The organism is Paenibacillus sp. GCM10027629, assembly GCF_042676425.1.
Lineage (GTDB): Bacteria > Bacillota > Bacilli > Paenibacillales > Paenibacillaceae > Paenibacillus_K > Paenibacillus_K terrigena.
Genome location: NZ_JBHTGZ010000009.1, coordinates 1,490,385 through 1,517,212 on the forward strand (window position 1 = coordinate 1,490,385; position 26,828 = coordinate 1,517,212).

Annotated in this window: 24 protein-coding genes; 3 read left to right on the plus strand and 21 right to left on the minus strand. The window is 44.1% G+C overall.

Annotation, left to right across the window (positions count from 1 at the left end; genetic code table 11):
* Positions 1–55: 55 nt before the first annotated feature.
* The 8 genes from ACFQZR_RS16335 to pdhA all read right to left on the minus strand — a co-directional run bounded on the left by ACFQZR_RS16335 (position 56) and on the right by pdhA (position 8,517).
* Positions 56–1,543 carry a glutamate synthase subunit beta gene (locus tag ACFQZR_RS16335; RefSeq protein ID WP_379347647.1) on the minus strand — a complete coding sequence of 496 codons (1,488 nt, stop codon included), beginning with the start codon at positions 1,541–1,543 and terminating at the stop codon, positions 56–58.
* Positions 1,544–1,660: 117 nt separating this feature from the next.
* Entirely contained in the window at positions 1,661–2,152 is a 492-nt protein-coding gene (locus ACFQZR_RS16340) for a dihydrofolate reductase (RefSeq protein ID WP_379347649.1), read from the minus strand.
* Between the two features lie 12 nt (positions 2,153–2,164).
* Positions 2,165–2,959 (minus strand): thymidylate synthase, encoded by a 795-nt coding sequence (gene thyA, locus ACFQZR_RS16345; protein ID WP_379347651.1) that lies wholly within the window; start codon positions 2,957–2,959, stop codon positions 2,165–2,167.
* Positions 2,960–3,075: 116 nt separating this feature from the next.
* Positions 3,076–3,549, minus strand: a complete 474-nt coding sequence (locus ACFQZR_RS16350) for an acyl-CoA thioesterase (RefSeq protein WP_379347653.1) — start codon at positions 3,547–3,549, stop codon at positions 3,076–3,078.
* A 101-nt stretch (positions 3,550–3,650) separates the two neighbouring features.
* Positions 3,651–5,066 (minus strand): dihydrolipoyl dehydrogenase, encoded by a 1,416-nt coding sequence (gene lpdA / locus ACFQZR_RS16355; protein ID WP_379347655.1) that lies wholly within the window; start codon positions 5,064–5,066, stop codon positions 3,651–3,653.
* 3 nt (positions 5,067–5,069) lie between these two features.
* On the minus strand, positions 5,070–6,347 hold the full coding sequence (locus ACFQZR_RS16360; protein ID WP_379347658.1) for a dihydrolipoamide acetyltransferase family protein: 1,278 nt from the start codon (positions 6,345–6,347) through the stop codon (positions 5,070–5,072).
* A 34-nt stretch (positions 6,348–6,381) separates the two neighbouring features.
* Positions 6,382–7,359 carry an alpha-ketoacid dehydrogenase subunit beta gene (locus tag ACFQZR_RS16365; protein ID WP_379347660.1) on the minus strand — a complete coding sequence of 326 codons (978 nt, stop codon included), beginning with the start codon at positions 7,357–7,359 and terminating at the stop codon, positions 6,382–6,384.
* 90 nt (positions 7,360–7,449) lie between these two features.
* Positions 7,450–8,517, minus strand: coding sequence for a pyruvate dehydrogenase (acetyl-transferring) E1 component subunit alpha (gene pdhA, locus ACFQZR_RS16370; RefSeq protein ID WP_379347662.1), 1,068 nt, complete (start codon positions 8,515–8,517; stop codon positions 7,450–7,452).
* 249 nt (positions 8,518–8,766) lie between these two features.
* Between pdhA and ACFQZR_RS16375 the strand changes: the two genes are divergently transcribed.
* Positions 8,767–9,495, plus strand: a complete 729-nt coding sequence (locus ACFQZR_RS16375) for an alpha/beta hydrolase (protein WP_379347664.1) — start codon at positions 8,767–8,769, stop codon at positions 9,493–9,495.
* Positions 9,496–9,587: 92 nt separating this feature from the next.
* Here the strand turns inward: ACFQZR_RS16375 and ACFQZR_RS16380 are convergent, their stop codons facing one another.
* Positions 9,588–10,061 carry a low molecular weight protein-tyrosine-phosphatase gene (locus ACFQZR_RS16380; RefSeq protein ID WP_379347666.1) on the minus strand — a complete coding sequence of 158 codons (474 nt, stop codon included), beginning with the start codon at positions 10,059–10,061 and terminating at the stop codon, positions 9,588–9,590.
* 31 nt (positions 10,062–10,092) lie between these two features.
* Positions 10,093–10,731: a trimeric intracellular cation channel family protein gene (locus ACFQZR_RS16385; protein WP_379347668.1), complete on the minus strand. Its 639-nt coding sequence runs from the start codon at positions 10,729–10,731 to the stop codon at positions 10,093–10,095.
* A 178-nt stretch (positions 10,732–10,909) separates the two neighbouring features.
* On the opposite strand from ACFQZR_RS16385, the gene ACFQZR_RS16390 reads away from it, so the two are divergent.
* Complete coding sequence (locus ACFQZR_RS16390; protein ID WP_379347670.1) at positions 10,910–11,563, plus strand: thiamine diphosphokinase; 654 nt, start codon at positions 10,910–10,912, stop codon at positions 11,561–11,563.
* Between the two features lie 65 nt (positions 11,564–11,628).
* Here ACFQZR_RS16390 and ACFQZR_RS16395 read toward each other — a convergent pair whose 3' ends face one another.
* Positions 11,629–12,084, minus strand: coding sequence for a hypothetical protein (locus ACFQZR_RS16395; protein WP_379347672.1), 456 nt, complete (start codon positions 12,082–12,084; stop codon positions 11,629–11,631).
* A gap of 358 nt (positions 12,085–12,442) precedes the next feature.
* Here ACFQZR_RS16395 and ACFQZR_RS16400 point away from each other — a divergent pair, with 358 nt between their 5' ends.
* The gene (locus tag ACFQZR_RS16400; protein WP_379347674.1) at positions 12,443–12,973 is read left to right on the plus strand and encodes a C40 family peptidase; all 531 of its coding nucleotides are present in this window, start codon (positions 12,443–12,445) and stop codon (positions 12,971–12,973) included.
* A 49-nt stretch (positions 12,974–13,022) separates the two neighbouring features.
* Here the strand turns inward: ACFQZR_RS16400 and ACFQZR_RS16405 are convergent, their stop codons facing one another.
* The 10 genes from ACFQZR_RS16405 to ACFQZR_RS16450 all read right to left on the minus strand — a co-directional run bounded on the left by ACFQZR_RS16405 (position 13,023) and on the right by ACFQZR_RS16450 (position 26,826).
* Positions 13,023–13,745 carry a response regulator transcription factor gene (locus ACFQZR_RS16405; protein WP_379347676.1) on the minus strand — a complete coding sequence of 241 codons (723 nt, stop codon included), beginning with the start codon at positions 13,743–13,745 and terminating at the stop codon, positions 13,023–13,025.
* A 109-nt stretch (positions 13,746–13,854) separates the two neighbouring features.
* Positions 13,855–15,414: an ABC-F family ATP-binding cassette domain-containing protein gene (locus tag ACFQZR_RS16410; protein ID WP_379347678.1), complete on the minus strand. Its 1,560-nt coding sequence runs from the start codon at positions 15,412–15,414 to the stop codon at positions 13,855–13,857.
* A 170-nt stretch (positions 15,415–15,584) separates the two neighbouring features.
* Positions 15,585–18,935, minus strand: a complete 3,351-nt coding sequence (locus ACFQZR_RS16415; RefSeq protein WP_379347680.1) for a DUF5704 domain-containing protein — start codon at positions 18,933–18,935, stop codon at positions 15,585–15,587.
* Positions 18,936–18,955: 20 nt separating this feature from the next.
* On the minus strand, positions 18,956–20,242 hold the full coding sequence (locus ACFQZR_RS16420) for an S-layer homology domain-containing protein (RefSeq protein WP_379347682.1): 1,287 nt from the start codon (positions 20,240–20,242) through the stop codon (positions 18,956–18,958).
* Between the two features lie 223 nt (positions 20,243–20,465).
* Positions 20,466–21,431: a hypothetical protein gene (locus ACFQZR_RS16425; protein ID WP_379347684.1), complete on the minus strand. Its 966-nt coding sequence runs from the start codon at positions 21,429–21,431 to the stop codon at positions 20,466–20,468.
* Positions 21,418–21,969: a hypothetical protein gene (locus ACFQZR_RS16430; protein ID WP_379347686.1), complete on the minus strand. Its 552-nt coding sequence runs from the start codon at positions 21,967–21,969 to the stop codon at positions 21,418–21,420. Before ACFQZR_RS16430 ends, ACFQZR_RS16425 begins: the two co-directional genes overlap by 14 nt.
* Before the next feature lie 14 nt (positions 21,970–21,983).
* A complete protein-coding gene (locus tag ACFQZR_RS16435; protein WP_379347688.1) occupies positions 21,984–22,346 on the minus strand; it encodes a hypothetical protein in 363 nt (120 codons plus the stop codon).
* 84 nt (positions 22,347–22,430) lie between these two features.
* Positions 22,431–22,916, minus strand: coding sequence for an ABC transporter permease (locus tag ACFQZR_RS16440; RefSeq protein WP_379347690.1), 486 nt, complete (start codon positions 22,914–22,916; stop codon positions 22,431–22,433).
* 12 nt (positions 22,917–22,928) lie between these two features.
* Positions 22,929–25,013 carry a hypothetical protein gene (locus ACFQZR_RS16445; protein ID WP_379347692.1) on the minus strand — a complete coding sequence of 695 codons (2,085 nt, stop codon included), beginning with the start codon at positions 25,011–25,013 and terminating at the stop codon, positions 22,929–22,931.
* Positions 25,003–26,826: a pilus assembly protein CpaF gene (locus ACFQZR_RS16450; protein ID WP_379347694.1), complete on the minus strand. Its 1,824-nt coding sequence runs from the start codon at positions 26,824–26,826 to the stop codon at positions 25,003–25,005. Before ACFQZR_RS16450 ends, ACFQZR_RS16445 begins: the two co-directional genes overlap by 11 nt.
* Positions 26,827–26,828 lie beyond the last annotated feature (2 nt).

The following is a 26,828-nucleotide window of genomic DNA, read 5'->3' on the forward strand; positions in this document are numbered from 1 at the left end:
GAGCCGCGCCCTGCGCAGCTCCATACTTACGTACATGATCTAATTATGACTGAATTTAAGGCAAAAGGGAAGAGCCCATCAAGAATTTGTCGACTTCACGCGCAGCTTCGCGTCCTTCGTTGATCGCCCAGACGACCAAACTCTGACCACGGCGCATATCGCCGGCAGCAAATACTTTCTCCGCGCTTGTCTGGTATTTGCCATATTCCGCTTTCACATTGGAACGGCGGTCTTGCTCTAATTTCAGCTGATCAACGAGCGTCGATTCCGGACCATCAAACCCAATTGCGATTAATACAAGCGACGCCGGGAATACACGTTCCGTACCTGGAATCGGCTGATAGATTTTACGGCCCGTCTCATCGACGATTCGCTCGATCTGAACCGTATGCAGTTCCTTCACGTTGCCTTCCTCATCCGAGGCGAACTTCGTCGTCATGATCGAGAATTCACGTGGATCGTTGCCGTACAATGCTTTCGCTTCCTCTTGTGCATAATCGAGTGTATACACGTTCGGGAATTGCGGCCAAGGATTCGCGATGGAATCACGTGTCAGCGGAGCCTTCGCATGCGTACCGAATTGTGTTACACTGCGGCATCCATGTCTTAATGCTGTCGCTACACAGTCCGTTCCTGTATCACCGCCACCGATGACGATAACATCTTGATCTTTTGCAGAAATGTAGTTACCGTCTTCTAAATTGGAATCTAGATAGCTCTTGATCGTTCCGTTCAAGTAGTCCATCGCATAGTGAACGCCCTTCAGCTCGCGACCTTCGATATTGAATTCGCGTGGCTTCGTTGCACCACCGCAGAGTACAACGGCATCGTACTCATCAACAAGCTGCTGCGATGGAATATCTTTGCCGATCTCCGTATTGGTTACGAACTTCACGCCTTCCGCTTCCAAGATCTGAACGCGACGCTCCACAACCTTCTTGTCCAGCTTCATCGTCGGTATGCCGTACATCAGAAGGCCGCCAATGCGATCCGCACGCTCGTACACCGTCACTTCATGGCCTGCTTTGTTCAACTGCGCTGCAGCCGCTAAGCCTGCAGGACCCGATCCTACGATCGCCACACGCTTCCCTGTGCGCTCTAGCGGATGTTGCGGTACAACCCAGCCCTCGTCAAATCCGCGTTCGATAATGCTGTTCTCAATATTCTTGATCGTCACCGGGCTTCCAATGAGCCCTACCGTACACGCCCCTTCACAAGGTGCTGGGCACACACGACCTGTGAACTCTGGAAAATTATTCGTCTTATGCAAGCGATCGAGTGCGTCTCTCCATTGATCGCGGTAGATCAAGTTATTCCACTCAGGTATCAAATTGTTCACCGGACAACCCGAAGTCCCGCCGCTCAGCTCCATGCCTGTATGACAATACGGCGTTCCGCAGTCCATACAGCGCGCGCCTTGACTGCGCAGTTCTTCGTCTGATAATTGCAAATGAAATTCTTCCCAGTCTTTAATCCGTTCAACCGGATCACGATCTGCCGGAAGCTGCCTTGTAATCTCCATAAATCCTGTCGGTGTTGACATGTTCGTTCCCCCATCCGATCTTGTATCTCTACAATCCCAAAAGAATTTCTCATTATCGTATCATCCGGCATTCCGTTCTTGAAATGGATTTTCAAGATAACAATTTGTACTATTTACCTATGATTTGGACAATCTTTCATAGACCACGAACTCGTGCGGATAGATACTTTTCTCATCCACAACGCCCTTAGTACGCTCGACGACCTTCCATTCCTCCATAGGAAACACGGGAAAGAACGCATCCCCTTCGAATGACGCCCCAATCTCTGTCACATGCAGACGATCGGCTATAGGGAGCAGTTGCTTGTAAATTTCGGCACCACCGATCACCATGATCTCTTCGTTCTCAGCAAGGCGTGCGACTTCCTCGAAGGAATGAATGACTTCACACCCCGGTGCCTCATAATCCGCACTTCTCGTCAGAATTACGTTGCGACGATTCGGAAGCGGCTTACCGATGGATTCATATGTCTTGCGGCCCATCAGGACGGTCTTCCCCATCGTCACACGTCTGAAATAAGCCATATCAGAAGGTAGACGCCACGGCAGCTTGTTATCGACCCCGATCACGCGATTCTGGCCCATTGCCCATACAAAAGATAACCCCATTGGAATGACCTCCTAGATCGCTACCGGCGCTTTGATCCCAGGATGATGCTGATAGCCCTCGAATTCAAAGTCATCGTACGTATATTCAAAGATCGAATCTGGTTTGCGTTTGATCACCAGCTTCGGTAAAGGGTAAGGCTCACGCGATAATTGGCGTTCTACTTGTTCAAAGTGGTTCGAGTAAATATGAACATCTCCGCCGGACCATACGAACTCCCCAACTTCTAGGTCACATTGCTGAGCGATCATATGGGTTAATAACGCATAGCTCGCAATGTTGAATGGAAGCCCCAAGAACGTATCGACCGAACGCATCGTAAGCATGCAAGATAGCTTTCCGTTCGCTACATAGAACTGGAATAACAAATGACACGGAGGCAGCTTCATGTTGTCAATTTCGCCTACGTTCCACGCGCTAACGAGAATACGACGTGAATCTGGATTGTTCTTAATTTGATGAATAACATTCGCGATTTGGTCAATTGTACGACCATCTTTCGTTTCCCAATTGCGCCACTGCGAACCATAGACAGGACCTAGATTACCTTCCTCATCCGCCCATTCATCCCAGATCGTAACGCCATTTTCTTTCAAATATTGAATATTGGTATCGCCTTTCAAGAACCATAGAAGTTCATGCACAATCGATTTAAGATGAAGTTTTTTCGTTGTCATGAGCGGAAATCCCTGTGACAAATCGAAGCGAAGTTGACGACCGAATACGGAGATGGTTCCTGTGCCCGTACGGTCATCTTTCTTCTCACCATGATCTAGAATATCTTGTAGTAAGTCTAAATAGTTTTTCAAACGAAATCACACCTCTTTTTCCAAGCTTCAGTAAAAATACTTCCTCTAGTTTAGCATAGAATAACTACGCTGTTGATATAGATTTTCTCTCACCCGACATACAATTTCTGTTCAATCTATAACGACTTATGTCTTCTAAGTTTGCGTTGATCATACCGTTCTTGTGCGGATTCGAACAGTCTCTTCTCTTCCTCGGTCTCTGGAATAATGGGCGGTACAGGCGTCGCTTTCCCGTTCTCATCTACAGCAACGAAGGTCATGAAGGATGTTACCGTCAATTTGCGTTCCCCCGTCATTAGGTTCTCGGCGATGACCTTCACATACACTTCCATCGAACTTTTATGTGTCCACGTGACAAAGGCTTCTAATTCAATCGCTTCTCCCACGCGTATAGGGGCCAAGAAATCAAGACTATCACTGGATGCCGTCACTGCAGGTTTACGGGCATGGCGCATACTCGCGGTGGCGCTGATCTTATCGATATATTCCATGACAATGCCTCCGAACATCGTCCCATGCATATTCGTGTCAGAGGGAAATACCAGTTGTGTAAGGATTGAACGTGATTCTCGGACATATTTGGGTTCCATTTATTTTTTCCTCCACTCTTTATTGTTGAAAAAAAGAGGCTCGCGCTCAGAGCGACAAGCCTCTTCCTTATGATATGATGACAATCCTCGTTCTAGCAATATTAGCGAACGATGGAGTGAATTGGGTGGCCAAGTGCCACTTCTGCTGCTTCCATCACAAGCTCACCAAGTGTTGGATGCGCATGGATTGTAAGAGCGATATCTTCAAGCGTCAATGCGTTCTCGATCGCAAGAGCGACTTCCGAGATTAAGTTCGAAGCTTCGATACCAACGATTTGTCCACCAAGAACAAGACCTGTCTCAGCATCCGCAACGATTTTAACGAAACCTTCTGCACCGTTCAAGGACAATGCACGGCCGTTACCTGCATATGCGAATTTACCCACTTTAACATTGATGCCTTTTTCTTTTGCTTCTGTCTCGTTGTATCCAACGCTGGAGCATTCTGGATCTGTGAAACATACCGCCGGGATACATTTGTAATCCACAACGCTAGGCAATCCTGCAATCGCTTCTGCTGCTACTTTACCTTCATATGAAGCTTTGTGCGCAAGTGCTAAGCCAGGAACGATGTCCCCGATTGCGAAGATGTGAGGAACGCTTGTGCGACCTTGGTGGTCAACTTCGATCAAGCCACGATCTGTCATTTTCACGCCGATCATGTCAAGGCCAAGCTCTCCATCTGTATTTGGACGACGTCCCACGGTAACGAGCAAGTAGTCAGCTGTAACTTCTTGTTCTTTACCATCCACTGTGAATTTCACAGTTACGTCTTTATCTGTTTGAGTTGCGCTTTGTGCTTGTGCTTTTGTGAAGATTTCGAAACCATGTTTCTTCATGTTCTTCGACACAAGTTGCGTCAAGTCTTTATCGAAGCCAGGCAATACCATGTCTGCACCCTCGACGATCGTTACTTTCGTACCGAATTTCGAGAACATTTGGCTAAGCTCAGCACCGATGTAGCCACCGCCGATAACGATCAAGCTTTTTGGAATTTCAGGCAATTCCAACGCTTCTGTCGAAGACAAGATGCGGCCACCGTAAGGGAATGGCTTAAGCTCGATTGGACGGGAACCTGTTGCAATAATACAGTTCTTGAATTTGTAACGTGGAGCTTCTTGATCGTTGAACACGCGTACTTCGTTCTCGTTGATGAACATTGCTTCACCTTTGAACATTTGTACTTTGTTTCCTTTCAGAAGTCCTGCTACACCGCCTGTCAATTTGTTAACGACACCGCGTTTGAATTCTTGAACCTTTGAGTAGTCCACTTTTACATTTTCCATCGTGATACCCATGGAAGAAGCATTTTGAACGGTCTCATATTGATGCGCTGCAGAGATCAACGCTTTGGAAGGAATACATCCGCGGTTCAAGCACACGCCGCCCCACTCGGATTTATCCACGATCAATACGCTTTGTCCTAATTGTGCCGCGCGAATCGCAGCAACATAACCACCAGGACCTGCACCGATTACGACTGTATCAATTTCTAAAGAAGCATCTCCTACTACCATTGATTACACCTCCATAACTAATAGATCTGGGTTAGCGAGCAACATCTTGATGTAGTTCATGAAGTTTTGTGCTGTCGCTCCGTCGATTAGACGATGGTCGAAGCTTAAGGACAACGCCATCACTGGTGCAGCAACGATTTCTCCATTTTTAACAACGGCTTTATCGGAAATACGTCCAGTACCAAGGATCGCAACTTCTGGGAAGTTGATGATCGGTGTGAAGAACATACCGCCAGCGGAACCGATGTTCGTAATTGTAATTGTGCTGCCTTTCAACTCGTTCGGACCCAATTTACCGTCACGACCGCGTGTTGCAAGGTCTTTAATGTCGCTAGCTACAGTCCAGATGTTGCGACGATCTGCGTCTTTGATGACAGGCACGATCAAGCCATTGTCTGTATCTGTTGCGATACCGATGTTGTAGTATTTTTTGTAGACGATTTCGTTGTTCGCTTCGTCGATCATTGCGTTCATCGCTGGGAACTGACGGCAAGCTGCAACTAGAGCCTTCACGATGAATGGCAAGTAAGTTACTTTAACGCCTTTCTTCTCGAAGACTGGTTTCATGCGAGTACGGAATGCAACCAATTCAGTAACGTCCACTTCGTCCATGATTGTAACGTGCGGAGCTGTGTAAGCCGATTTAACCATCGCATTCGAGATTGCTTTACGAATACCTTTGAATGGTACGCGCTCTTCTTCGCCGTTTGCTGTTACAGCTACATTAGCTGCTGCAGCCGCTGGTGCTGCTGCTTCTGTTGCCGCCGCTACCGCTGGTGCTGCTGCAGGTGCTCCACCGTTTGCAAATGCTTGAACATCTTCACGTGACACTTTGCCGTTCTTACCTGTTCCGTTCACTGTTGCAATGTCAACGCCTTGCTCACGAGCGAACTTGCGAACGCTAGGTGTTGCAAGAACTTCTTTATTTGGCGCCGCTACAGGAGCTGCTGCCGCTTGAGGTGCTGCTGCTGGTGCTTCAGCTGCTGCCGGTGCAGGTGCTGCTGCTGATTCAGCTGGAGCCGCTTGCTCAGGGATATCCCCTTCTGCATCGATGATTGCTACAACTTGACCCATGTGGCATACTTGACCGTCTTTTGTAAGAACTTCAAGTACTTTACCGTTAACCGGGCTTGGTACTTCTACAATTGCTTTATCGTTCTGAACTTCCATGATGATATCTTCATCTGTGATGGTATCACCTGGTTTAATGTGCATTTTTATAATTTCGCCTTCGTGTAAGCCTTCGCCCAATTCTGGGAACAAATATTCAAATCTAGCCACGCGAGAAACCTCCCTTATCGATCTTCTACGTTAGTTAAAAGTTAAGTACGTTATTTACACCTGCGATAATACGCGCTGGGTTAGGAAGCCATTGATCTTCGATTTGTGCAAATGGGAATACAGTATCCGGACCAGAAATACGGAGAACCGGAGCTTCCAAGTGCAGAATCGCTTTTTCGTTGATTTGTGCGATAACTTCAGCGGCTACACCGGAAGTTTTTTGTGCTTCTTGAACCACAATCGCACGGTTTGTTTTCTTAATGGATGCCACGATCGTATCGATATCAAGCGGCATTAATGTGCGCAAGTCGATGATTTCAGCAGAGATGCCGGATTTCTCAAGCTCTTCCGCAGCTTTCATCGCTGTACGAACCATTAAACCGTAAGCAATAATTGTTACGTCTTTACCTTCACGAACGACGTTCGCTTTACCAAGCTCAACCGTGTATTCACCTTCAGGCACTTCGTCACGGAATGCATGGTAGAGGTTCAAGTGCTCCATGTAGAATACAGGGTCATTGTCACGGATTGCCGCGATCATAAGACCTTTAGCATCGTAAGGGTTCGAAGGAACAACCACTTTGATACCAGGTGTTTGAACGAGCAAACCTTCTAGGGAATCCGTGTGAAGCTCAGCTGCTTTAACGCCGCCGCCGAATGGTGTGCGGAATACGATTGGCGAGTTGTAACGGCCGCCAGAACGGAAACGCATGCGCGCTGCTTGAACGCAGATTTGATCGAGTGCTTCATAGATAAATCCAACGAATTGGATTTCTGCGACTGGACGGAAGCCTTGGATACCAAGACCTACAGCCATACCGCCGATTGCGGATTCAGCCAGTGGTGTATCGAATACACGCTCTTCACCGAACTCTTTTTGTAATCCTTCTGTTGTACGGAACACGCCGCCAACATGACCTACGTCCTCACCGAATACTAACACATTCGGGTCACGTTTTAACTCAACGCGAATCGCGTCGCGAATTGCTTCTTTCATATTCATCTGTGCCATTGCTTCGTTTCCTCCCTTAAACGTGTTCGCAGCAATTTGCCGAGAACTTGGTTGTCATGCGTTCTATATGTCGAATCATTTCAATCGAGTTTATTGGAAATCAGCTTTTTGCTCTTCCAAGTGCTGTGGCGTTGTCTCGAACATGCTGTCGATCAAGCCGGAAACCGTCATTTTTTCTGTTTGCTCTGCGCGTTTGATTTCTTCGTTCACTTTTGCTTTTGCTTCTTCTTTCACGCGAGCTGTTTCTTCGTCGCTCCAAAGACCTTTTTTCTCAAGGTATTTACCGAAACGAACGAGCGGATCTTTAATAGCCCATTCAGCTTCTTCTTCTTTAGTACGATATTTCGTTGTATCATCCGCCATGGAATGCGGACGGAAACGGTAAGTTAATGCTTCGATCAATGTTGCGCCTTCGCCTTGACGAGCACGTTCAGCGGAGAGTTGAACCGCTTTGATAACAGCAAGAACGTCCATACCGTCAACTTGCAAACCATGGATACCCGCTGCAAGAGCTTTGTGCGCGATCGATTGTGCTGCAGTTTGCTTCGCAAATGGTGTTGTGATTGCATAGCCATTGTTTTGTACGAAGAAAATAACCGGCAATTTGAATGCACCTGCATAGTTCAGACCTTCGTAGAAGTCACCTTCCGACGAACCGCCGTCACCTGTGTACGTGATTGCAACTTGTGGTTGTTTTTTCAATTTGTAGCCCATAGCAATACCCATCGCATGCAAAATTTGCGCACCGATGATGATTTGCGGCATTAATACGTTAACACCAGCTGGGATTTGACCACCGTGTTGATGACCACGGGAATATAGGAATGCTTGATACAACGGAAGACCGTGCCATACGATTTGCGGCATATCACGGTATGCTGGTACAACGAAGTCTTCTTTTTGCAATGGGTATACACTACCTACCATCGAAGCTTCTTGACCGGATACTGGAGCATAGAATCCAAGGCGTCCTTGACGACCAAGGTTAACTGCACGCTCGTCCCAAGTACGAGTAAATACCATACGGTACATAATTTCTTTTAACTGCTCATCTGTAAGAGAAGGCATCATTTCTTCGTTAATAATTTCACCATCAGGAGAAAGTACAGATAATGCTTGAATATCATCTGACTTTACTTCGAAAGAAAGCTTACTCATTTTCTTCACCTCAACAAAAAGTTTGAAAATCATTTTCCTCTGTTATAGAATTTATTATACACCTGTTATATGTGTTTGGTCAAAAAATATCGCTTAATACGACATATTTTGTTGTTTTGTATGTATAACAGTTGAATAATTTTTATAGTACAGATTAATACAATCGTGAATATTTTGTAAAAATCTTCACCCATACACCCCTATTATTTACAAATTAGTTGCATACTACTACGAAAAAGGTGATTCTCCATGACAGATGCCAAATATTTAAAAAGAACGATCGTCAAAGAAGAAATTGAAAGTGCCTACTTAAATGAAAAAAGAACGCTGCGCGTGTACCTACCTCCGGGTTATCAAGCTTGGATCAGCTATCCGGTTGTCTACTGCCAAGACGGTGAAGATTTCTTTAACTTCGGAAGAGTCGCAACGCTTGCGAATCAACTCATTCTGGATGAGGAGCTAGAGCCCTTCATTATTGTAGGCGTAGAAGTGGATAAAAAAGTGCGGACCTCGGAATATTCTCCTGTCGGTGAACGGCATCAGCCTTATGTACAATTTTTCGCGCATGAATTGATTCCTTATATAGAAGGTAAATATCCGATTCGTTCGGATCTGGATTCCAGAATTCTGGCTGGCGACTCCCTCGGCGGTAGTGTCTCCGTTCATATTGCACTACAATACCCGAACTTATTCCAGAACGTCATTTCTTTATCCGGTGCTTATTATCCCGATTCACAATCCATTATTGCAGCAGAACCAGATTTATCTTGGCTGCGGCTTTACATGATCGTCGGGCTTCAAGAAGATGTAGTCGTTACAGATCACGGTACATTCGACTTTGTAACGTTCAACCGCGATACAAGAGACATCTTCCTCGCAAAATCGTCTGACGTCCATTATTTGGAGCGCGACGGCCAGCACGTTTGGGGTTTCTGGCAGCAATATATCCCTGATGGATTGAAACATTTCTTGAAGTAAGTGGACCACGCATCACTTTATTTAAAGTAGCCAAAATGAAAGCGACATGCCATGACGGATGTCGCTTTTCTTCATTAAGAATCACTCTTCTATTATAGTTCTTCTCGTTCAATACGATCCAACAAGGCTTTACAGCCGGCCTGAACTAAGCGATACACTTCTTCAAAATTGCCGGTATAATACGGGTCGGGTACATTCTCTTCTTTCTCATCCGGCAGTAAGTCCATAAACCGTATAACTTTGGAATGCTGATCGCTGCCTGGTAGCGCATGTACGTCGCGAAGATTGTTCGAGTCCATACAGACAATATAGTCAAAGTTCTCGAAATCTAGTTCCGTGAACTGACGTGCCACCATTCCTTCATAAGAAATATGATTCGTATCTAAAATGCGTCTTGTCCCTTCATGCGGCGGACGACCAATATGCCAATCCCCCGTTCCCGATGAATCAATAACGAACTTATCGCTATACCCTCTTGCATTCACCATATGACGGAAGACCGCTTCAGCCATCGGTGAACGACAGATATTCCCAAGACAAACAAATTCCACTTTTATTTGACTCATATTTTCCTCTCCTCTTCTATAGACCAATAGATCAGTTCATTTTCTGCAGCGTGCGACGTGGCAGCTTCCATTTATAATAAACCGAGAACATTCTTAGAATAATGACGATAAAGAACAAAGCTAACAATTCGATCGAGGATATGAACCACCCCAGACCAATTACCAATCCGGCGAGCATCGCCCAGACCGCATAGATTTCATCATGAAGGACAAGTGGCTTGCGACCTGCGAGCAGGTCTCGAATCATCCCGCCTCCCATTCCTGTAAGACATGCAGCGACCATAACGACGGTAACCGGGTGATTCATATGTGTTGCATAGAGTGCACCTTGGATCGCAAAGGCGGACAAGCCGATTGCATCAAAAAACGCTTCCATTCTTCGCCAATGACGAATCCATTTCAGAGGAAGGATGAACGCAACAGCTGCTGCGATGACACCGATTTTCAAGAATAGTCCTTGATTCCAGAGCGTCGCCACAGGGATACCGATCAATACATTCCTAATGACTCCACCGCCAAATGCGGTGACAAGAGCAAGGATGAACACACCAAGAATATCATACTTCTCTTCCATTGCTACAACTGCGCCGCTCATCGCAAATGCAATCGTACCGATAATGCTGAATAGTTCAAACACTTCCAAATCCAACGTCAAGCATCCTCTCTCCATCGATGATGAAATTTCATAATTGCGCATTCCCTATTTTATATGCTAATTTGACAAATGCCAACAAATAAAATAAGCAAAATACAACCATAGAATATTGCGATAATGGAGTGAGCTTGGTAAGCTAGTCCCATGTAGTTTTTGGGTGAATTGTTAGAAGAATCGGAGGCAAACGATCGCTATGTTAGATCATCAATCTAGAATTATAATTTTCTCAGGTGGAGAACTTACTCCAACTGCTCTAAATGATATCAAGCCGGGAGATTTCATAATAGGTGTGGACCGAGGAGCGGCATTCCTAATGGAACACCAGATCCCCATGCATATTGCCGTTGGCGATTTCGATTCGGTTACGAAGGAAGTAAAGGATCAGATTGCATTATGCAGTAAACGATTTATCGATTGTGATCCCATCTTCAAAGACTTGACGGATACAGAGATGGCTCTGGAGCTTGCGCTTGAGCAGAATCCAAGCGAGATCGTGATTCATGGCGCTCTTGGGACACGCATAGATCATTCGCTCTCGAACATCCACCTCTTGCGTAGAACGCTCGAAGCCGGAGTCCATTGTACACTTATCGATCCACATAATGAAATTTGTATCATGGATGCGAGTCGTCCTTATCATGTAAAGAAAACATCATTTACATATGTATCCTTGCTTCCATTATCCCTGCAAGTGACTGGCGTGACATTAGAAGGATTCAGGTACCCGCTTCACCAAGCAACCTTGACGATTGGGAAGTCCCTCTCTGTTAGCAATGAACTGGAGCAAGAGTTAGGGACCATTACCATAACGGATGGGTTGCTGTTAGTGATGTTGACAAGAGACTAGTACATGGAAAAAGGTTGTCGAAGATTCCTTCGGCAACCTTTTTTATTTGGCGTATCTCGTGGATGCTACTCTGATTGGGTGATTAGCGTCTTATGTAAGGCTTTAACTTGACGCATATCTTTCCGCTGCGAATCAATCATTTGATCAATATGATCCGCAAAGTTCTTCTTCATTTTATCCAATGCTTCACTATGCGCCTCGATCATCGTCTTCTTCAGTTCATCACGCGAAACCCCTTGCGCAGCGGCAATCTGAGCTAACGTCTTCCCTTCCTTCAACTTTTGGCGGAATGTCTTCTCATCAAGCTTGAGCAGTGTTAACAGCTTTTCACTAACGGATTTCTGTAATCGATGTCCCCGTTTGGTATGCCCCTCATGCGGATGCGCGATTAATGCTGATTGTATTACCGTCGGTTCAGCGCTATTCGCTTCTGGCTCTTGTCCCGCGGATGCATATGCACTTGCTGGAACGGTGAGCACGAACATCGTGAGCACAGCCACTCGAATCCAATTCTTCTTCACTACCTGTCATCCTCCTTCATCTCTTGTGTGCTTCATGCACACTGACATTATCAGTGTCGACCAATGTGAAGAAATTAATATGAGTACAAGCTTAAAAAAAGATAAAAATATAATGACAATTCTGTCATCAATTAGAACGCGAAAAATCCTTATATATCAATGACTTAAAGATGATTTGCAACCTTGTAATCGTTGTCAAGAAAGAAAATATGACTGAATTTTCATCGTTTTTTAATAATTGGGCGGAAAGCCTTACCAGACCTAGATTTGTACCGTATGAGGTAAATATTAGGCAATCCATGAAGTGCTATACTCCGATCATACCAGACAACACCACTACGACATGACGGAGGTCACAATGAAAAACAACAAATTCATCAACAAAATAATCGTACTTGGACTATGCGCCACCATCGGATTAGCTGGATCACTGACAATCCAACCAACGAATCATGCCTATGCAGCAGAGACAAGCACTGCCAATACATCTGCACTATCTTCAAGTGCGAAGGCTGCAAACATCATTAAACAAGGTGAGAAGTTTATGGGACGCAAATATCAATTTGGCGCACCAACCACTTCGACCAGAACATTTGATTGCTCATCCTTCACACTCTACTTATATAAACAATACGGCGTTAAGCTGCCTAGGACTTCGATCAATCAATCTAAAGTTGGTAAAACGGTATCCAAATCGAACTTGAAACCCGGAGATTTGGTATTCTTCTCGACAACGAATCGGAACGGCAAAGGGAAAGTAAACCATGTTGCGATTTATGCAGGGAATGGTCGACTCCTTCATACTTATGGATCACCTGGTGTAACATATTCCAATATGAACACAGGTATATGGAAGAGTAGCTTTGTAGTTGCTAAGCGAGTCTTGTAATAAAAAAATGGACAAGCCCTTTGGAACCCATCTAAAGGCTTGTCCTTCTCTATTCTTCACGCTCAATGGGGTCCTGACCGCTCTCTTGCAGAGAATACCCTATTCCTCGGATCGTCTGAATCAACTTCTTTTTACGTCCTTTATCAATTTTCTGACGTACATAACGGATAAATACATCAATCACGTTCGTATCCGCCATGAAATCGTAGCCCCATACCGCATTTAGAATATTTTCACGGGAACAGACTTTGTTCTTATTCTTCGCTAGATAGAGGAGGAGATCGAATTCTTTGGGCGTAAGATCAATCATATCGCCCCCTCGTATCACCTTTCGCGAATCGGGCTCAATTTGTAAATCATCGATTATAATGGTGGTTGCATCCTCTGCCCCTTCCAACCCCACATGGCGGAAAATATCCAGCAGGTTGCGTACACGCACAAGCAATACATCGGAGTGAAAGGGCTTCGTGATATAATCATTGGCACCAATCTGGAAACTCTCAACAACGCTCTCTGTCCGATCCAATGCCGTGATAATTATGACAGGTGTCTTCCTCCCTTGAGCTCTATAAGCCTCAAGGACTTCAAGACCACTAAGACCCGGCAAACTCAAATCGAGTAGAATCAAATGCCAATTTCCTTGTAATGCGATCGATAATCCTTGTTCTCCATCGCTAGCCACTTCCGCCTCGTAACCACTTGAAGTGAATAGCTCTTGAATAAAAGATGAAATATCTTGATCATCTTCAATAATTAATATCCGCTCCGACACCTGAGACTCCACCTGTCAATCCGTAGTTTTTCATAGTGTGTCATATTCATTTTCATTCCATGCATGCAAAAACCACCCCGTGCATCGAGCATCAGAGTGGCTATGTGTATTAATTAGAAGCATGATGCATAGACCATTGTTCCACGTTCCACGTCTTCGTTACCCAATCTTCATAGAATTCTGGCTCGTGCGATACGAGGAGGACGGTCCCTTTATATTCTGTGAGGGCACGTTTGAGTTCCTCCTTGGCCACCACATCCAAATGGTTCGTCGGCTCATCGAATAATATCCAATTACTCTCCCGCATTAGCAATTTACAGAGGCGAACCTTTGCTTGCTCTCCCCCGCTCAGCATACTTAGCTGTCTTGTGATGTGCTCATTCTTCAAGCCGCAACGGGCAAGGGCAGCACGCACTTCATGTTGGTTCATGGAAGGGAATTCATCCCATACATCATCAATTGGCGTTAAGTTACCCGCTTTAACTTCTTGTTCGAAATATGCAGGCTGCAAGTAGTCGCCTAAATAGGTCTTCCCACTGATCGCTGGAATTTTGCCAAGGATCGTCTTAAGCAGCGTTGATTTACCAACGCCATTACACCCAACAATCGCAATCTTTTCACCGCGCTCAATCGTCATGGACATTTTAGGCAGCAGTGCGTGAGAGTATCCTATCTCAAAGTCAATCCCCTCGAATACGATTCGGCCACTTGCTCGGGATTCCTTGAATTGGAACGTCGGCTTCACTGCTTCTTCCGGACGATCAATCCGTTCAATCCGTTCGAGCTGCTTCTCACGGCTCTTCGCACGACTGGAGGTGGAGTAGCGCGCTTTATTCCGTTGTATGAAATCCTCTTGTTTCTTAATGTACTCTTGCTGCTTCTCATAGGCTTCGATATGTTGGTTCTTGTTCATATCCGCCATGGTCAAGAACTTCTCGTAGTTCGCGGAATAGCGTGTTAACTTAGCAAACTCAAGATGATAGATCACGTTAACGACCTGATTCATGAACTCCGTATCATGGGAAATCAACATAAAAGAATACGGATATTCCTTAAGATAGTTCGTAAGCCAGTTAATATGTTCGACATCCAAATAGTTGGTTGGCTCATCGAGCAGCAGTACCGTTGGCTTCTCAAGCAATAACTTGGCAAGAAGAACCTTCGTGCGTTGTCCCCCACTAAGTGCGGCGACATCGCGTTCTAGACCAATCGCATCCAGGCCAAGGCCATTCGCCATCTCTTCCACTTTAACATCCAACATATAGAAGTCACCGATATCGAGCTGCTCTTGAATTTCACCCATTTGCTCAAGTAATAATTCAAGCTCTTCCGGACTGGCATCCGACATTTTCTCGGTGATAGCCATCATTTCTTGTTCTAGTTCTAGAAGCGGTAGAAAAGCATCCTTCAGCACATCACGAATGGTCTTGCCAGGTGTTAACACCGTATGCTGATCCAAGTACCCATAACGCACCTTTGGCATCCACTCGACGCGGCCTTCGTCTTTTAACAATTTACCTGTCAGAATATTCATGAGTGTTGACTTCCCTACGCCATTCGCGCCGACAAGTCCCACACGCTCGCCAGCTAACAGGCGGAATGTTACATTCTTAAATAGCTGTCGTCCTCCAAAATTATGTGCAACGTCTTCAACCGTTAATAAACTCATATTTGAATCAAAGCTCCTTATCCAGGTCGATACTAACTTTACTTGAAATTACAACAACACATTGTAACATATCATGTCGTGTTTCCATAGCTATTTTTTATCCCAATTCTACATAGATTAAAAAACTCCTAACAGAGAGGGAACCTGTTAGGAGCCGGACCGGGGGGATATTACATAATGCCTGCAGACTTGAAATCATCTAACATCGATTGATCGCCATCATAGAACATGACGTCCCCATCCTTGAGCTTGAAGATACCGCCGTAAGAATCCGTTACAGTATATCTGAACCCTTCACGTTTCCATTGATTCGTAAGCGGTGCGTAGATGTACTGCAAGTGCGGATTTTTCCGATCGCCCTTACGCAGCGTCTCTATATTGAAATTCACGATAAGATATCCGTTTTTCAAGAAAAACGAAGCTTTGTCATTGAAACGGCCTTGTTGATATACATTCAACCCTTTTGGAACAATGTACGATTTCGTAGGAACACTGTACTCCCCATACCATTTCTGTTCCGCCGCATGAGCTCGAGGAACACTGACGCCAGCCGGGACTTGTATTGGTCCGAAGAATGTCTTCATAGGTTGGGAGAGATCTAATCCATGGAAACCACCGATTTCCACTTCTCGCTGTGCCAATTGTAAATACCTTTGGATAAACGCTGAGCGGTCATTTGAACCACCTTGTGCTAGACCTAGATCGAAGAGTGTTCCTGCTGTCATAGATATTTCGTTTTGTGGTACATTTCGAAGCCTTGTATCAAGGGTGGCTTTGATCGGAAAGACATCGTCCTTGGAGCCGACTTTCACGAAATACTTGTTCTTGGTGTGATAATAAAGATCAACCTCTTGCCGATTCTTCCCTTTCGCATCGACGAAATAGAAGGTTGGTGTAATTCGAATGGTATCTTGACCTTCGAACATATTCCCTTTGGTCTTCAGATCAAATTTGAATTTATATCCCTGCTTGACGGTAATATTAGAGTGACCTTGGAGCGGATTGCTTCCCTTTAATATTGGGAGTACGAAGGGTTCTTGATTCCCTCGCAGAGCGCCATCAATCCCATTAGGTCCAACCCAGTAGTATTTTCCCGTATGCGCCTGATTGCCCTTACCCGTCCGAAATACTCCTTCCCAGAGGTAATCTTCTACATCCGTAACTCGGAAATCATAAACTCTGCCTATAACTTCGACATCTACGGTATCTGTTGCTACATGGTTCACGAGATTGAGATTGGCATTCGTTTGCGTCGTAAATCCAGTTCCAGGTGAATTCTCTGCAAAAGTGCGGAATAGTATCGTATAATCGCCCTCGTCCACCCATACAGGTAGGTAGAAATTGGATGATTGATCGCTTACCGGTATGCTGTACCATGTTTTCTTCGGAATGAACGTGCCCGATTCTGTCTTCACATCAAAAGGAAACCAGACTTCCTTCAATTTAATATATTTCTGATAATCTCGGTTTCCATAGCCGGGTATACTCCTATGCTGACCCTTCGTTGGCATCATGATCGTAAATGGACGGTCCAAGATGATCGCGGACCTTGCTGGATTCGGCTTGGTCTTCTGGTTATGCTCTTGATCATCACTAACGCCAGCATAAATGACGGTTGGGGTATGTACGGTTACAGTATTGATCCCGTTAATTGGGAATTGTGTATTTGCACCGCCGTTAATATTATTCGGCAATAAATCGTAATAGATTGTCCCGGTGCTGGGCGTATCAGCTCTATTCAATAACGTGCTACTGATCATATTATTCGGCTTGTAGAGCACATCGCGCCCTATGGTCGTTGGATTAGGGATATTCGCTGGCGTAGGGCCGTCTTTCGTCACTTCGGAATGATCCATGATCGTATTATTATTGAATTTAACCATGTCATTATTTACTTTGCTTTCGGGAGTGTTCGATTGTGCCATACCTTTTAAAGTGCCTGTGTCATCTGGCAAAGATGGCGGAGAATTCAAACCACCCGTTCGAACAGGAGGAGTAAATTCGAACGATGCGGTTTCTGTTGGTCTCACATGACTGTTAACAGAATCATCATGTTTAGATTCTAGACTAGGAGGTGAGTACCCAGAAGGGTTCATCGTTACCATTCCACCCGGTAAAGCATAGTTGCTCATTGACGCCCGATTGATCTTATATACCTCTAAATTATTGATTTGCCAATACGAGTAGTCGCGAGTAAACGAAAATGAATAAGTTTTAGATTGTGTATCGCTTTCAGGAACAGCTGGTCCAGGTTTACATTTGCCTATGTCATCACACACTTCTGGTCCTGGAACCGTCCATTCTCTTTTATAAGTTACATCAACCGAACAATTATAATCGATCTTCCCGGACATTTTTGCCCAAATATGCTTAAATAGATAGTTATCTGCGAATGCATTGGTAAATAAAGATTCCGACGTGGGAATTCCTTTTAAAACATCGAACTTTTCAGAGTCTCTATTGTCCGCTTTAATAACTCCATTTGCATTTGGGTCCATGTCACTCAAATTCACCGTAGAGGATTGCATAGGGCTTCCTATCGTAAAGGTACATTGCCCGCTTCCGCCTGGTTTACCGCCACCGCCGGGATCTGGGTCAGTACCTACACCAATATTAGCTGTGGTTGTTAATTGAAATCCGTCTTTTTCCCAAAGTATTGTAATGGTTGTAGTGCCCTTGCCTTCAGCAGTAACTAAACCAGAAGCACTTACAGTAGCAACTGACTCGTCAGAGGATCTCCAAGTAGATGTACCTCCACTACCGGTATTAACATTTGTTTCAGGTCCGAAGCTACCATCCCCGGTTTTGGTTTTCACAGCGGCATTGAGTTGTTTAGTCTGCCCTTTTGTTAATGTTCCCCCACCGGTTAGGTTGATTTCCTTAGTCAATTCCGCCAGAGCTGCCCAATATAAATCAGTATAAAATAAATAATCGGCCTCATGTTTGGGAAAATTATAAACTCTATAAGCAGTTGGTTCAATGGCTCCACCGATTTGCATAGTGAATTTTGCTTTTCTGCCAATGAAAGGATCTACATTTACTAAAATAGGATCACCAGTTCTGTAATAGTTCGTATTATCCATATATATTGGACGTAATGATACATCAGTAAACTCACTTTTAGGATGTACATTTTTAAGACTATCTAGATACTCTGTGGGCATATAAATTGGATGATCTAAATCAATAATTTCACAAACCACGGATGAAACAGGTTTGTTTGTTGATGAATTATTATCTAGAAATTGTCCATTACATGACGCATCCACTTTCCATCTCAAGTCATCCTGTTGATAGATGTAAATACCTGGACTAGCTTTTGCAATACCTTGAACCGGACTTACTTTTTTCTGTGATTTTGCTGGTCCTGCCGGTTCAAAGTGAGGAGGATTTATTGGAGGTTTTGAACCTGGTCCTCCACCAGCAAAGACAACACTAGAGTAAGTAAGTATAGGCAATAATATTAAACTTATGGTTAGCAGAATTGAGAGAGACTTTTTATATTTTTTTGGATTGATCAATTATTATCGTCCTTAATCAATTAGTTTGGGGAGACATAATATACAGTACCATCTTTAGCTTTTAGTTGTACCTGAGTATTTAGTGAATTATCAAAGTGTAATAAGCCAATTCCCCAATAATGTGGATTATTTACAGTAAAAACACCTCTACTCTTAGTAATATCATAGATATGAGGTAACGAATATTCTTTATAAGCTTTCGACGAAGGTGATTTTAATGGAGCTATGGAGTGGGAATTAATCAGAATTCCCGCTTGTTGTTGATTCATAGAGCTTCCTTTGATTTTCATATCAAACTCAGCGAAAGAATAAAAAGATCCATGTAGGGCGGTGTCTCCCTCATCCAAAAATACAGGATAGTAAATACTTCGCTGGTCACCTTTTGCATATGGACTTACAACTATCCAGTTTTTCACTTTTACTGTTGCATAATCCGCGACAGTAACCAACTCTTTATTTCGAACTTTAGAAAAGTCGTCGGTATATTTGCTGTAGTCGTAGCTCTCTGGTAATCTCTCTTTAGGCCATTTTACATAAGAAGGCGCGATTACCTTCAAGTTTGTTCCAGTCAATCCTACAGCACGTAGTTCTTGTAAACCTTTAAAGTCATCCGGTTGTTTTTTTGCAACAGCAGTATATCGCGCAATTAAAGTTGCTACCTCTGCACGTGTTGTAGTTCGATCCGTTCCAAAGTTTTTATCACTACCGACACTCATTAATCCAGTTCCCATTGCTACAGCAACGCTATTTTTTTGTGTTTCAGGCATTTTTCCTGTGAAATATTCCTTTGCTGGAATGACCGTATTCGTCACATCAGAAAGTGCCACCTTATAGTCAGGATTCATCGCAGCCAATCCTTGCGCTAACCAAATAGCCATTTCACCACGGGTTAATGCTGTCTTCGCATCTAACTTCCCAGCATATTTAGAAGGATCAATAAATCCCTTTTCTACGGCAGCTTGAACGCCTTCGGTTGCCCAGTCAGGAATATCTGTAAAACTCGCACTGTTCCCTGTTGTTACAACAGGTTGCTCAGTTAACCGTCCTAGGATCGTAGCCATTTCAGCCTTTGTCACTGGAGCACTTGGTTTAAATGTTCCATCGGTGTACCCTTTGAAGTAGCCATCTTGGACAGCTGATGCGACAGCAGAAGCAGCCCAGTGGGCAGCCGGAACATCCTTAAATGTTATACCGTTATAACTTATTGTGTTATCTAGAACACCCGCTTCCGCTTTCATAGCTGGTTCTGCCATATTTCCAGCCAAAAGAATAGCTGCAGCCATTGTTGAGATCATTACCTTTTTCATTATTTCTCCTCCTAAGCGTCGATGGGTTTATGAAGAAATTCTCGGATTCTATCATTAAATAACGCTAGAATGCACGAAATTTCTTCAGCATACAAAATAATATCGGTACATTCGCCCGATATCATTATGCACATATTTCCCATTATTTCATTTTATAACCTATAAATTATACCATAATATGACATAAACAAACTCCATTTTTGTTACAATTTGTCACTATCCGCTAGCACCTCTTCAGAATGTACCCCTCCGCCGCAGCTTCCCTTTGTGAAGAGAAGACTTTCTCAGGATTAACTGATGTACATTTACTAGGATAAACATATTTGATGCCATTCAGAGTAAATCCATAATAGAGAGACGCTTTGAGAATACGAGATCCACCTAGCGCATAGTTGTTATACACCCCACTCCCCATCGGAAGACCTTGAATAAAAGCAATGACACCCACATCATTGATACTGTTCTGCCATTCTTCATCCGGAATGGTAGGGAGCGTAAACGTATAACTAATTCCATTCCTTCTAGCTCTCTCATTGTGCTTATTGATGGCATAAGCAAGCTCGTTCTGAATATGCTCGATGATCGTCTGCCGACGAACTGAATCAAATAACGGAGCATCCCTTAAAAGAGGGATATCTATCCTATCCTCCAATTCCTGCCTGTACCCACGAGACCACTGCTTTGTGCTCGGATTATAGACGACTACATAATCATCGAGCGTGAATTGAAGCACATTTCCTTTGTCATCCACATGCGTATACGGCTTGAGTGGCCTCATAATATACTTGTAGTAGCTCTGTCCGGAAGCCTGATACTCTTCTTCCGTATACAAGGTGAACCCATCATATCCAATGACACCTACAGCCGGGATGTAATGTTTAATTGTTTCTTGAATCACTTGATCTTCAACAGCATTCATATTGATGAAAATGGTATTAAAAAATGTACTCACAGCGAGTTGAACATCGAGGCTATACCTTTTATCCGAATCGTATCCAGAATATTGCTCGGATTGCTTAAGCTTAGAGTGAAGTGCATAAGCTGCATCATCCACCGCCGTATCCAGCATCAAATTATATGCCGTCTCCGTTCGTAAATTATAAGACTGTTCTGAGGCATGCAGCCTGTTCAGCCATGTAAAAGGGAATGCAATAAGCACAAAAATAATAGCCAATTTAGTGATCTTCATTGCGCACTAAACCTCCGTATGGAACCACAATGTTGTGATTTGTAGAAACTCCCCCGGTTAGCGCATCCATCATGACCGTTGCAGCTGTTCGATTGGTATTCGTTACGGTCACACCAAAATAATCTCCAATATTCATTTCATAATGCCTCGATTTATCGTCCATGGTTTTCGTATTATTCGGAAATAGGGTTGCTAGTATATCCCCGCGACCATGGTATTCATAATTCAGCTGAACATCATCCTGAAAAGTACTCACATCCGTAGGATCGAGGTAGACAGGATCATAACGCTTTTGACGATGTTCCATTTGAATATCATAAGAATTCCCTGTCATGGCTAATTCATTGAAAAAGTCATTGTACATTTGTGGTGTAACATAACCGATGTCTCTCGCTGCATCTACAAAGTTCGTAACACTCTTATAGACCAGCATGGAAGATATATCATCCTGCCTTTGGTATAAATCTTGATTAGGAAAAACGAATAACAATAATACGGCTAATATTAACCCCGCAACCTTCGCTATCGAATTGATCATTATCGCTTCCCCTCTCAAGATTCATAAATAATCAATCTAACCGCGCCATCTGCGCTTCGTTCAACCTTCTCGGTATACTGCATCTTTACTTCGATGTGTGACAAGTCCACATCCTCTACATGAATCCCAGGACTATATCTGGTTCCATCAACAACGATAGGAGCATCTAATTGGTCAAGTAATCCTATCATCGCTACAATGTCTGCACCCATCACCTGATATTGCCCTTCGATTTCAACCGTTGTCTTCAGATCTCGATCACTGGAAGCATTCACTTCATACACTTGCTGCAGTCCTTTTGTAGTTATCCCAGTCGATCCAAAGAATAAATCCATGGCGACGAGAAAAATGATTACCGCGACAGATAACTCCAACATGTGCCTGACGCGTTCATCCATAGATAGGCACCCTCTCTAACCAAATGGGGAGTCTTGAAGACTCCCTTTTTTTGCTCATAACCGTTAATTCTGTTCAAATACGATGCCTCGAATGACATTACTGCTGTCCATGATAATCCTCGAACGGAATTTCCCGCTCGGGTTCACATAATCCGGTTTCGCTTCATTGATCGCCTCTGTCATTTTCCCTGTAGGGGGGATATTATCAACTACTGATCCATAATTAGGGTCATCAATTTTGCTAGCTGTATCAATTGTCTTACCATACCAGGAACCTGAGCGATTTTTCCCTGTCATAATTTGAATCCCGAATTGATCCTTATCTGAAAATTTTCTTAATGCATTAACCACTTGAGAGCCACTAACAACGGTATTGTCATACACAGTAAAAGCAGTCTGTGAGAGCTCCGTTTGAATATTCGAGAAATTGTTCTGTGCTGTCTTTGTTGCTTCCTGTGCGGAAATGAATAGGACCACCGCTATCGTAATCAATGCAATCGCCAAAAAAATACCCGCTGCCATCACTAGTGCTTTTTGTGCATTACCCATATTTCCCAACTCCTAATTTAATTTTTGAATTTGATCGTAATAGTTCTGCATTTGATTCATGCTCGTATAGACGAGCGGAATAACGAGATATAAGAAGATCAGTGCATAAAGCGGTGTGAAGCCGATCATTTGACCCCAATTGGCTTTCGCATTGAGCACTCGCTCCATCTCTTGCTTGCGCAATTCTCGATAGTAAGATTGCTCCGATTCAAGATCATCAAAAGCTTCTCGGACAGGGATCTTATCCACTGCAAGCTGTAATTTCTCAATCGTTCGCAAGAATGGAACATACGACACCTCTTCTTTCAAATCTTCTAGCGCTTGCTCAGCGCCTGCTTCATAGTGCAGAAGGCATCGCTGAAGCGGCTCTTTGAATATAGAAGAGAATCGTTCAAGCCACTCCAGTATGCTCTCAACTGAAGTGCGGTCCATTTCACACAAAATTCCAATCATTGTATGGAATTGATCTACTTCGTTCTTCATATCCATTTGACGCATTCGCTTCTGGAAGTAGAGCAGCAGGATCGGAATAGAGTAAGCGATCCATCCAATGAGTAGACTCACCAGTAATTCCCACCACTCCAAATATTCATCACGCAGTCGTTCGATCTTCGCTACGATACGCTTCACGCTGCTTTTCTGATCTGCTGCATTCTTGAATTGTATTGTACTGCGTTCCACAGCCTCAGCAACCTTCTCATGCAACGATTCACGCTGGCTTTGCATTTGTAATGTGATCTCGCGCTCGATCTTCAACCCCTCATCCACTTTAATCTGTTCCTGTGCATCGACACGTCCTAACATCATAGCTGGATTGTTCGTCACATTAAGAATCTGTTGACTTCCGACGATGTGCAGATATATGCATAGAATCAACACAACAATTCCGCTTCCAACCGCATAGACCAATCGATGTAAATACAACCATTCCATTGGGAGGGGAGAATTACCGTCTTTGAGAAGATTTTTAATACGTTCATAAGTCTTCGAGAATAGTGGGGGGACAAGCCGATCGACGAGTATCCGAATCCAAGGAAGCTCATACAGCACCTTCTCCCATTTTCTCTTCCGCTTGGACCTAGCAAATTTCCCTTCATCATTCTCCTGAATTTTACGCAGCAGGACGTACGCGACGATAATCGTAAGATAGACAACGGCTTTCATCATCAGCCCGAACTTCGAATCATAGAATTGTCCCATAACGGCAAAATGATCTCTTGCCCAGCGTTCGATAGGATCGGTAAATAATACGGGTGCCACAGCAATGATTGTCAAGCTTCGTAGCAGATAACTCAGCTTCTCCCTTCGAAGCAGCTCCATCTGGACTTCTTGAGTCAATTGTGAAAGTGCGTTCAGATAAAGTGAGCCCGATTTCAGAACCTTGTCTCCATACTCTGAAATGAGATGTGAAATCCCTGCGAACCCTTTTAGGAAGCGATTCGGTGCGACTTCATAATATTGTTCCAATAGAACTTCTGCTTCAGCAGAGGTTAGAATGTCGTAAATCTTCTTGCCATGCTGTTCTGCCTCGTGTGTCGCATGCTCGGACGCGTCCCAGATTGCCTCTTCGATCATTCCATGTGCATGATAGTAATGCCTGACATCCTCAAGAAAATGGATAAATCGCTTCAATAGTCGGTTCTCCACCCGATGAACGAACATATCAATCATCATATTGTTGAGTATTAAGAAAGTTAGCCCCACCACGACCAATGAAGTTAAACTCTGATGCATCATGATGAGTAATCCAAACGTGACCATCACCAACAAAAGCGTAATCAGTACAATATGGACCGTCTCTCGCCGCATCGTCAGTTCATCATAAGCATGAATACTTGCTATTCGCCGACGGATTTTGTGTACATACTGACGCAACACAGGTATTCGACCGAAAATAAAGTAACAACGCTGGTAAAGTTGACTCAGCCGTTCCCCCCATTTCTTCGTATGCAGCCGCTCCCATAATTGCCTAGATCGAAGTTGCCCATGGATCGTACTTCGCTGCCTGCGCTCGACAATACGGTAGACAATAAAAAGGGAAGATGCCAGCAATATGGAACACCCTACGACAAGAAAAAGGATCGATTTAAGCTCCACAACGTTCCCCCCAATGCTTCTCCACGAAAGCAGCAAGTGCTACAGCATCCTGTTCTGACATCTGTTCTGACATCTCTGTCATACTCCGGGCGGAAAGCCGATTTACGGCAACATAAGCACCTTCTCGGTACTCCACAATATTGAATGCTTCGTATGTGTTCTCACACGCCAAGTCTCCTGAAGGAACACATTCTGTAATCCGTTCAATATACCGATGACCATTTCGATCCATCCGAAGATGCACATCGAACCCAATAACACGAACCACTTGCTGCTCCGCAATCCGTTCATTGGAGAAGACCCCGATTTTAAGCAATGAATTTCGCAGTGAGAAGATAAGATCATTAAAGGTCTTCGCATGGTGCGTGAACAAGGTGAACAAACTCGCCACCTGGGAAGATTGAATCACCCACGCTGCTACGGGATCGGTCGCTGCTTCGCCAATAATATTAACCGCGCCGTCCGTCTTTTTCTGCACATCTAACCCCTCCTGTCCTCGTATATGATCTGTCTCACGGAAGCTAAGAATATTACGATACGGATAAATTTTCCGAAGATGCAGCTCGAAAGCCATTTCCTGAACACGAAGCGTCAACGTCCCATAGATATGGCGAACAAGCGCCATGAGCAGCGTTGTTTTGCCACTCCCCTGTTGCCCAGTAACCGCGGTGATCCTTGCCCCTTTCATCAAATATTTGAGCAAATTGATCACAATCTCCGCATTCTGATCCTGAATTAAGGATTCAAGGGATGCATTCGGAATATCGAACTTCCTGACGAAGAATGCCCATGATTCTGCGAAGTGCGGGCGAACGACCACGATACGTGACCCGTCTTTCATTTCGTTCACTTTATAACCTACAGTCTCTGATAACTGCCCCGGATTGTTGTACTTATAGATGTTCTGACATACCCGTTTCAACTCGATTTCTGATCCGAAACTGAGAAAGGACATATGAATCGATTTCCCACGGTAGAAAATCCATACACTATCATAAGATTTAGGTGCATCGATTGAAGATAATCCCGACCTTCTACCCGTCATTTGATCTTGTAAATGCATGAATGAAATGGATCCTGGGACCCCAGATACCCCTCCAGACACGCCATCAATCCGCATATCCCGAATTTCATCAACGACACTGAATCCTTTGTAAGATTGATAAATGCGTTGGACGATAATATGTAACTTCTGTTCGAACGTTAACGGCCGATACTCATTGATGTAAATGAATCGTATATCTTCTGCCGTAATCCGATATCCTTCCGTACCTTGTTCTTCATTCAGCAATCTCAGCTCATCTAATTGATAGATCTGAATTAGCGTAGATAGTGCATTAAGACCATAATTTCCTTTATACCTATATAGAATGATTTCGAATAAGTCCTGATCCGTACAACGTTCTACCTCTTCAAAAGGGATCACCTGGTTAATATTGCGTTCATTCAGTCCATAGGTTGTCACGAGCAAATCATAGATCAAATCCTTCACGAACTGCTTATCTTGAAGATCCCCGTATACACAGCCTTTCAGTGCCCGGCGCAGTTCCAGACGCTTATTGTTCCGGCGCCTGAGCTCCTCACCCGATAATCCTAATGCATAAATATTTTCATTTACATGTTCATGAAGATACTCTCGAACATAAGCAGTCATCTGAACGATCGTAAATTGTTGATCCTGCATCGTCTGGACAGATTGCTGCTGCGAGAGCTGCTTGACATCAGGGCTCGACAGCTTCAAATACAGCAATACACCTACGATTGCGATGATGAGCAGGATCAGCCCAAGATTCATCACATACGATACATCCATGC

What these genes read in the sequence shown, in the direction of transcription:
- ACFQZR_RS16380 (WP_379347666.1), bottom strand. Translation starts at nt 10,061, where the DNA reads ATGAGTCAAATAAAAGTGGAATTTGTTTGTCTTGGGAATATCTGTCGT.
- ACFQZR_RS16335 (WP_379347647.1), bottom strand. Translation starts at nt 1,543, where the DNA reads ATGTCAACACCGACAGGATTTATGGAGATTACAAGGCAGCTTCCGGCA.
- ACFQZR_RS16365 (WP_379347660.1), bottom strand. Translation starts at nt 7,359, where the DNA reads ATGGCACAGATGAATATGAAAGAAGCAATTCGCGACGCGATTCGCGTT.
- pdhA (WP_379347662.1), bottom strand. Translation starts at nt 8,517, where the DNA reads ATGAGTAAGCTTTCTTTCGAAGTAAAGTCAGATGATATTCAAGCATTA.
- ACFQZR_RS16425 (WP_379347684.1), bottom strand. Translation starts at nt 21,431, where the DNA reads ATGAAGATCACTAAATTGGCTATTATTTTTGTGCTTATTGCATTCCCT.
- ACFQZR_RS16440 (WP_379347690.1), bottom strand. Translation starts at nt 22,916, where the DNA reads ATGGGTAATGCACAAAAAGCACTAGTGATGGCAGCGGGTATTTTTTTG.
- ACFQZR_RS16435 (WP_379347688.1), bottom strand. Translation starts at nt 22,346, where the DNA reads ATGTTGGAGTTATCTGTCGCGGTAATCATTTTTCTCGTCGCCATGGAT.
- lpdA (WP_379347655.1), bottom strand. Translation starts at nt 5,066, where the DNA reads ATGGTAGTAGGAGATGCTTCTTTAGAAATTGATACAGTCGTAATCGGT.
- ACFQZR_RS16430 (WP_379347686.1), bottom strand. Translation starts at nt 21,969, where the DNA reads ATGATCAATTCGATAGCGAAGGTTGCGGGGTTAATATTAGCCGTATTA.
- ACFQZR_RS16450 (WP_379347694.1), bottom strand. Translation starts at nt 26,826, where the DNA reads ATGGATGTATCGTATGTGATGAATCTTGGGCTGATCCTGCTCATCATC.
- ACFQZR_RS16340 (WP_379347649.1), bottom strand. Translation starts at nt 2,152, where the DNA reads ATGGGGTTATCTTTTGTATGGGCAATGGGCCAGAATCGCGTGATCGGG.
- ACFQZR_RS16390 (WP_379347670.1), top strand. Translation starts at nt 10,910, where the DNA reads ATGTTAGATCATCAATCTAGAATTATAATTTTCTCAGGTGGAGAACTT.
- ACFQZR_RS16350 (WP_379347653.1), bottom strand. Translation starts at nt 3,549, where the DNA reads ATGGAACCCAAATATGTCCGAGAATCACGTTCAATCCTTACACAACTG.
- ACFQZR_RS16420 (WP_379347682.1), bottom strand. Translation starts at nt 20,242, where the DNA reads ATGAAAAAGGTAATGATCTCAACAATGGCTGCAGCTATTCTTTTGGCT.
- ACFQZR_RS16385 (WP_379347668.1), bottom strand. Translation starts at nt 10,731, where the DNA reads ATGGAGAGAGGATGCTTGACGTTGGATTTGGAAGTGTTTGAACTATTC.
- ACFQZR_RS16410 (WP_379347678.1), bottom strand. Translation starts at nt 15,414, where the DNA reads ATGAGTTTATTAACGGTTGAAGACGTTGCACATAATTTTGGAGGACGA.
- ACFQZR_RS16375 (WP_379347664.1), top strand. Translation starts at nt 8,767, where the DNA reads ATGACAGATGCCAAATATTTAAAAAGAACGATCGTCAAAGAAGAAATT.
- ACFQZR_RS16400 (WP_379347674.1), top strand. Translation starts at nt 12,443, where the DNA reads ATGAAAAACAACAAATTCATCAACAAAATAATCGTACTTGGACTATGC.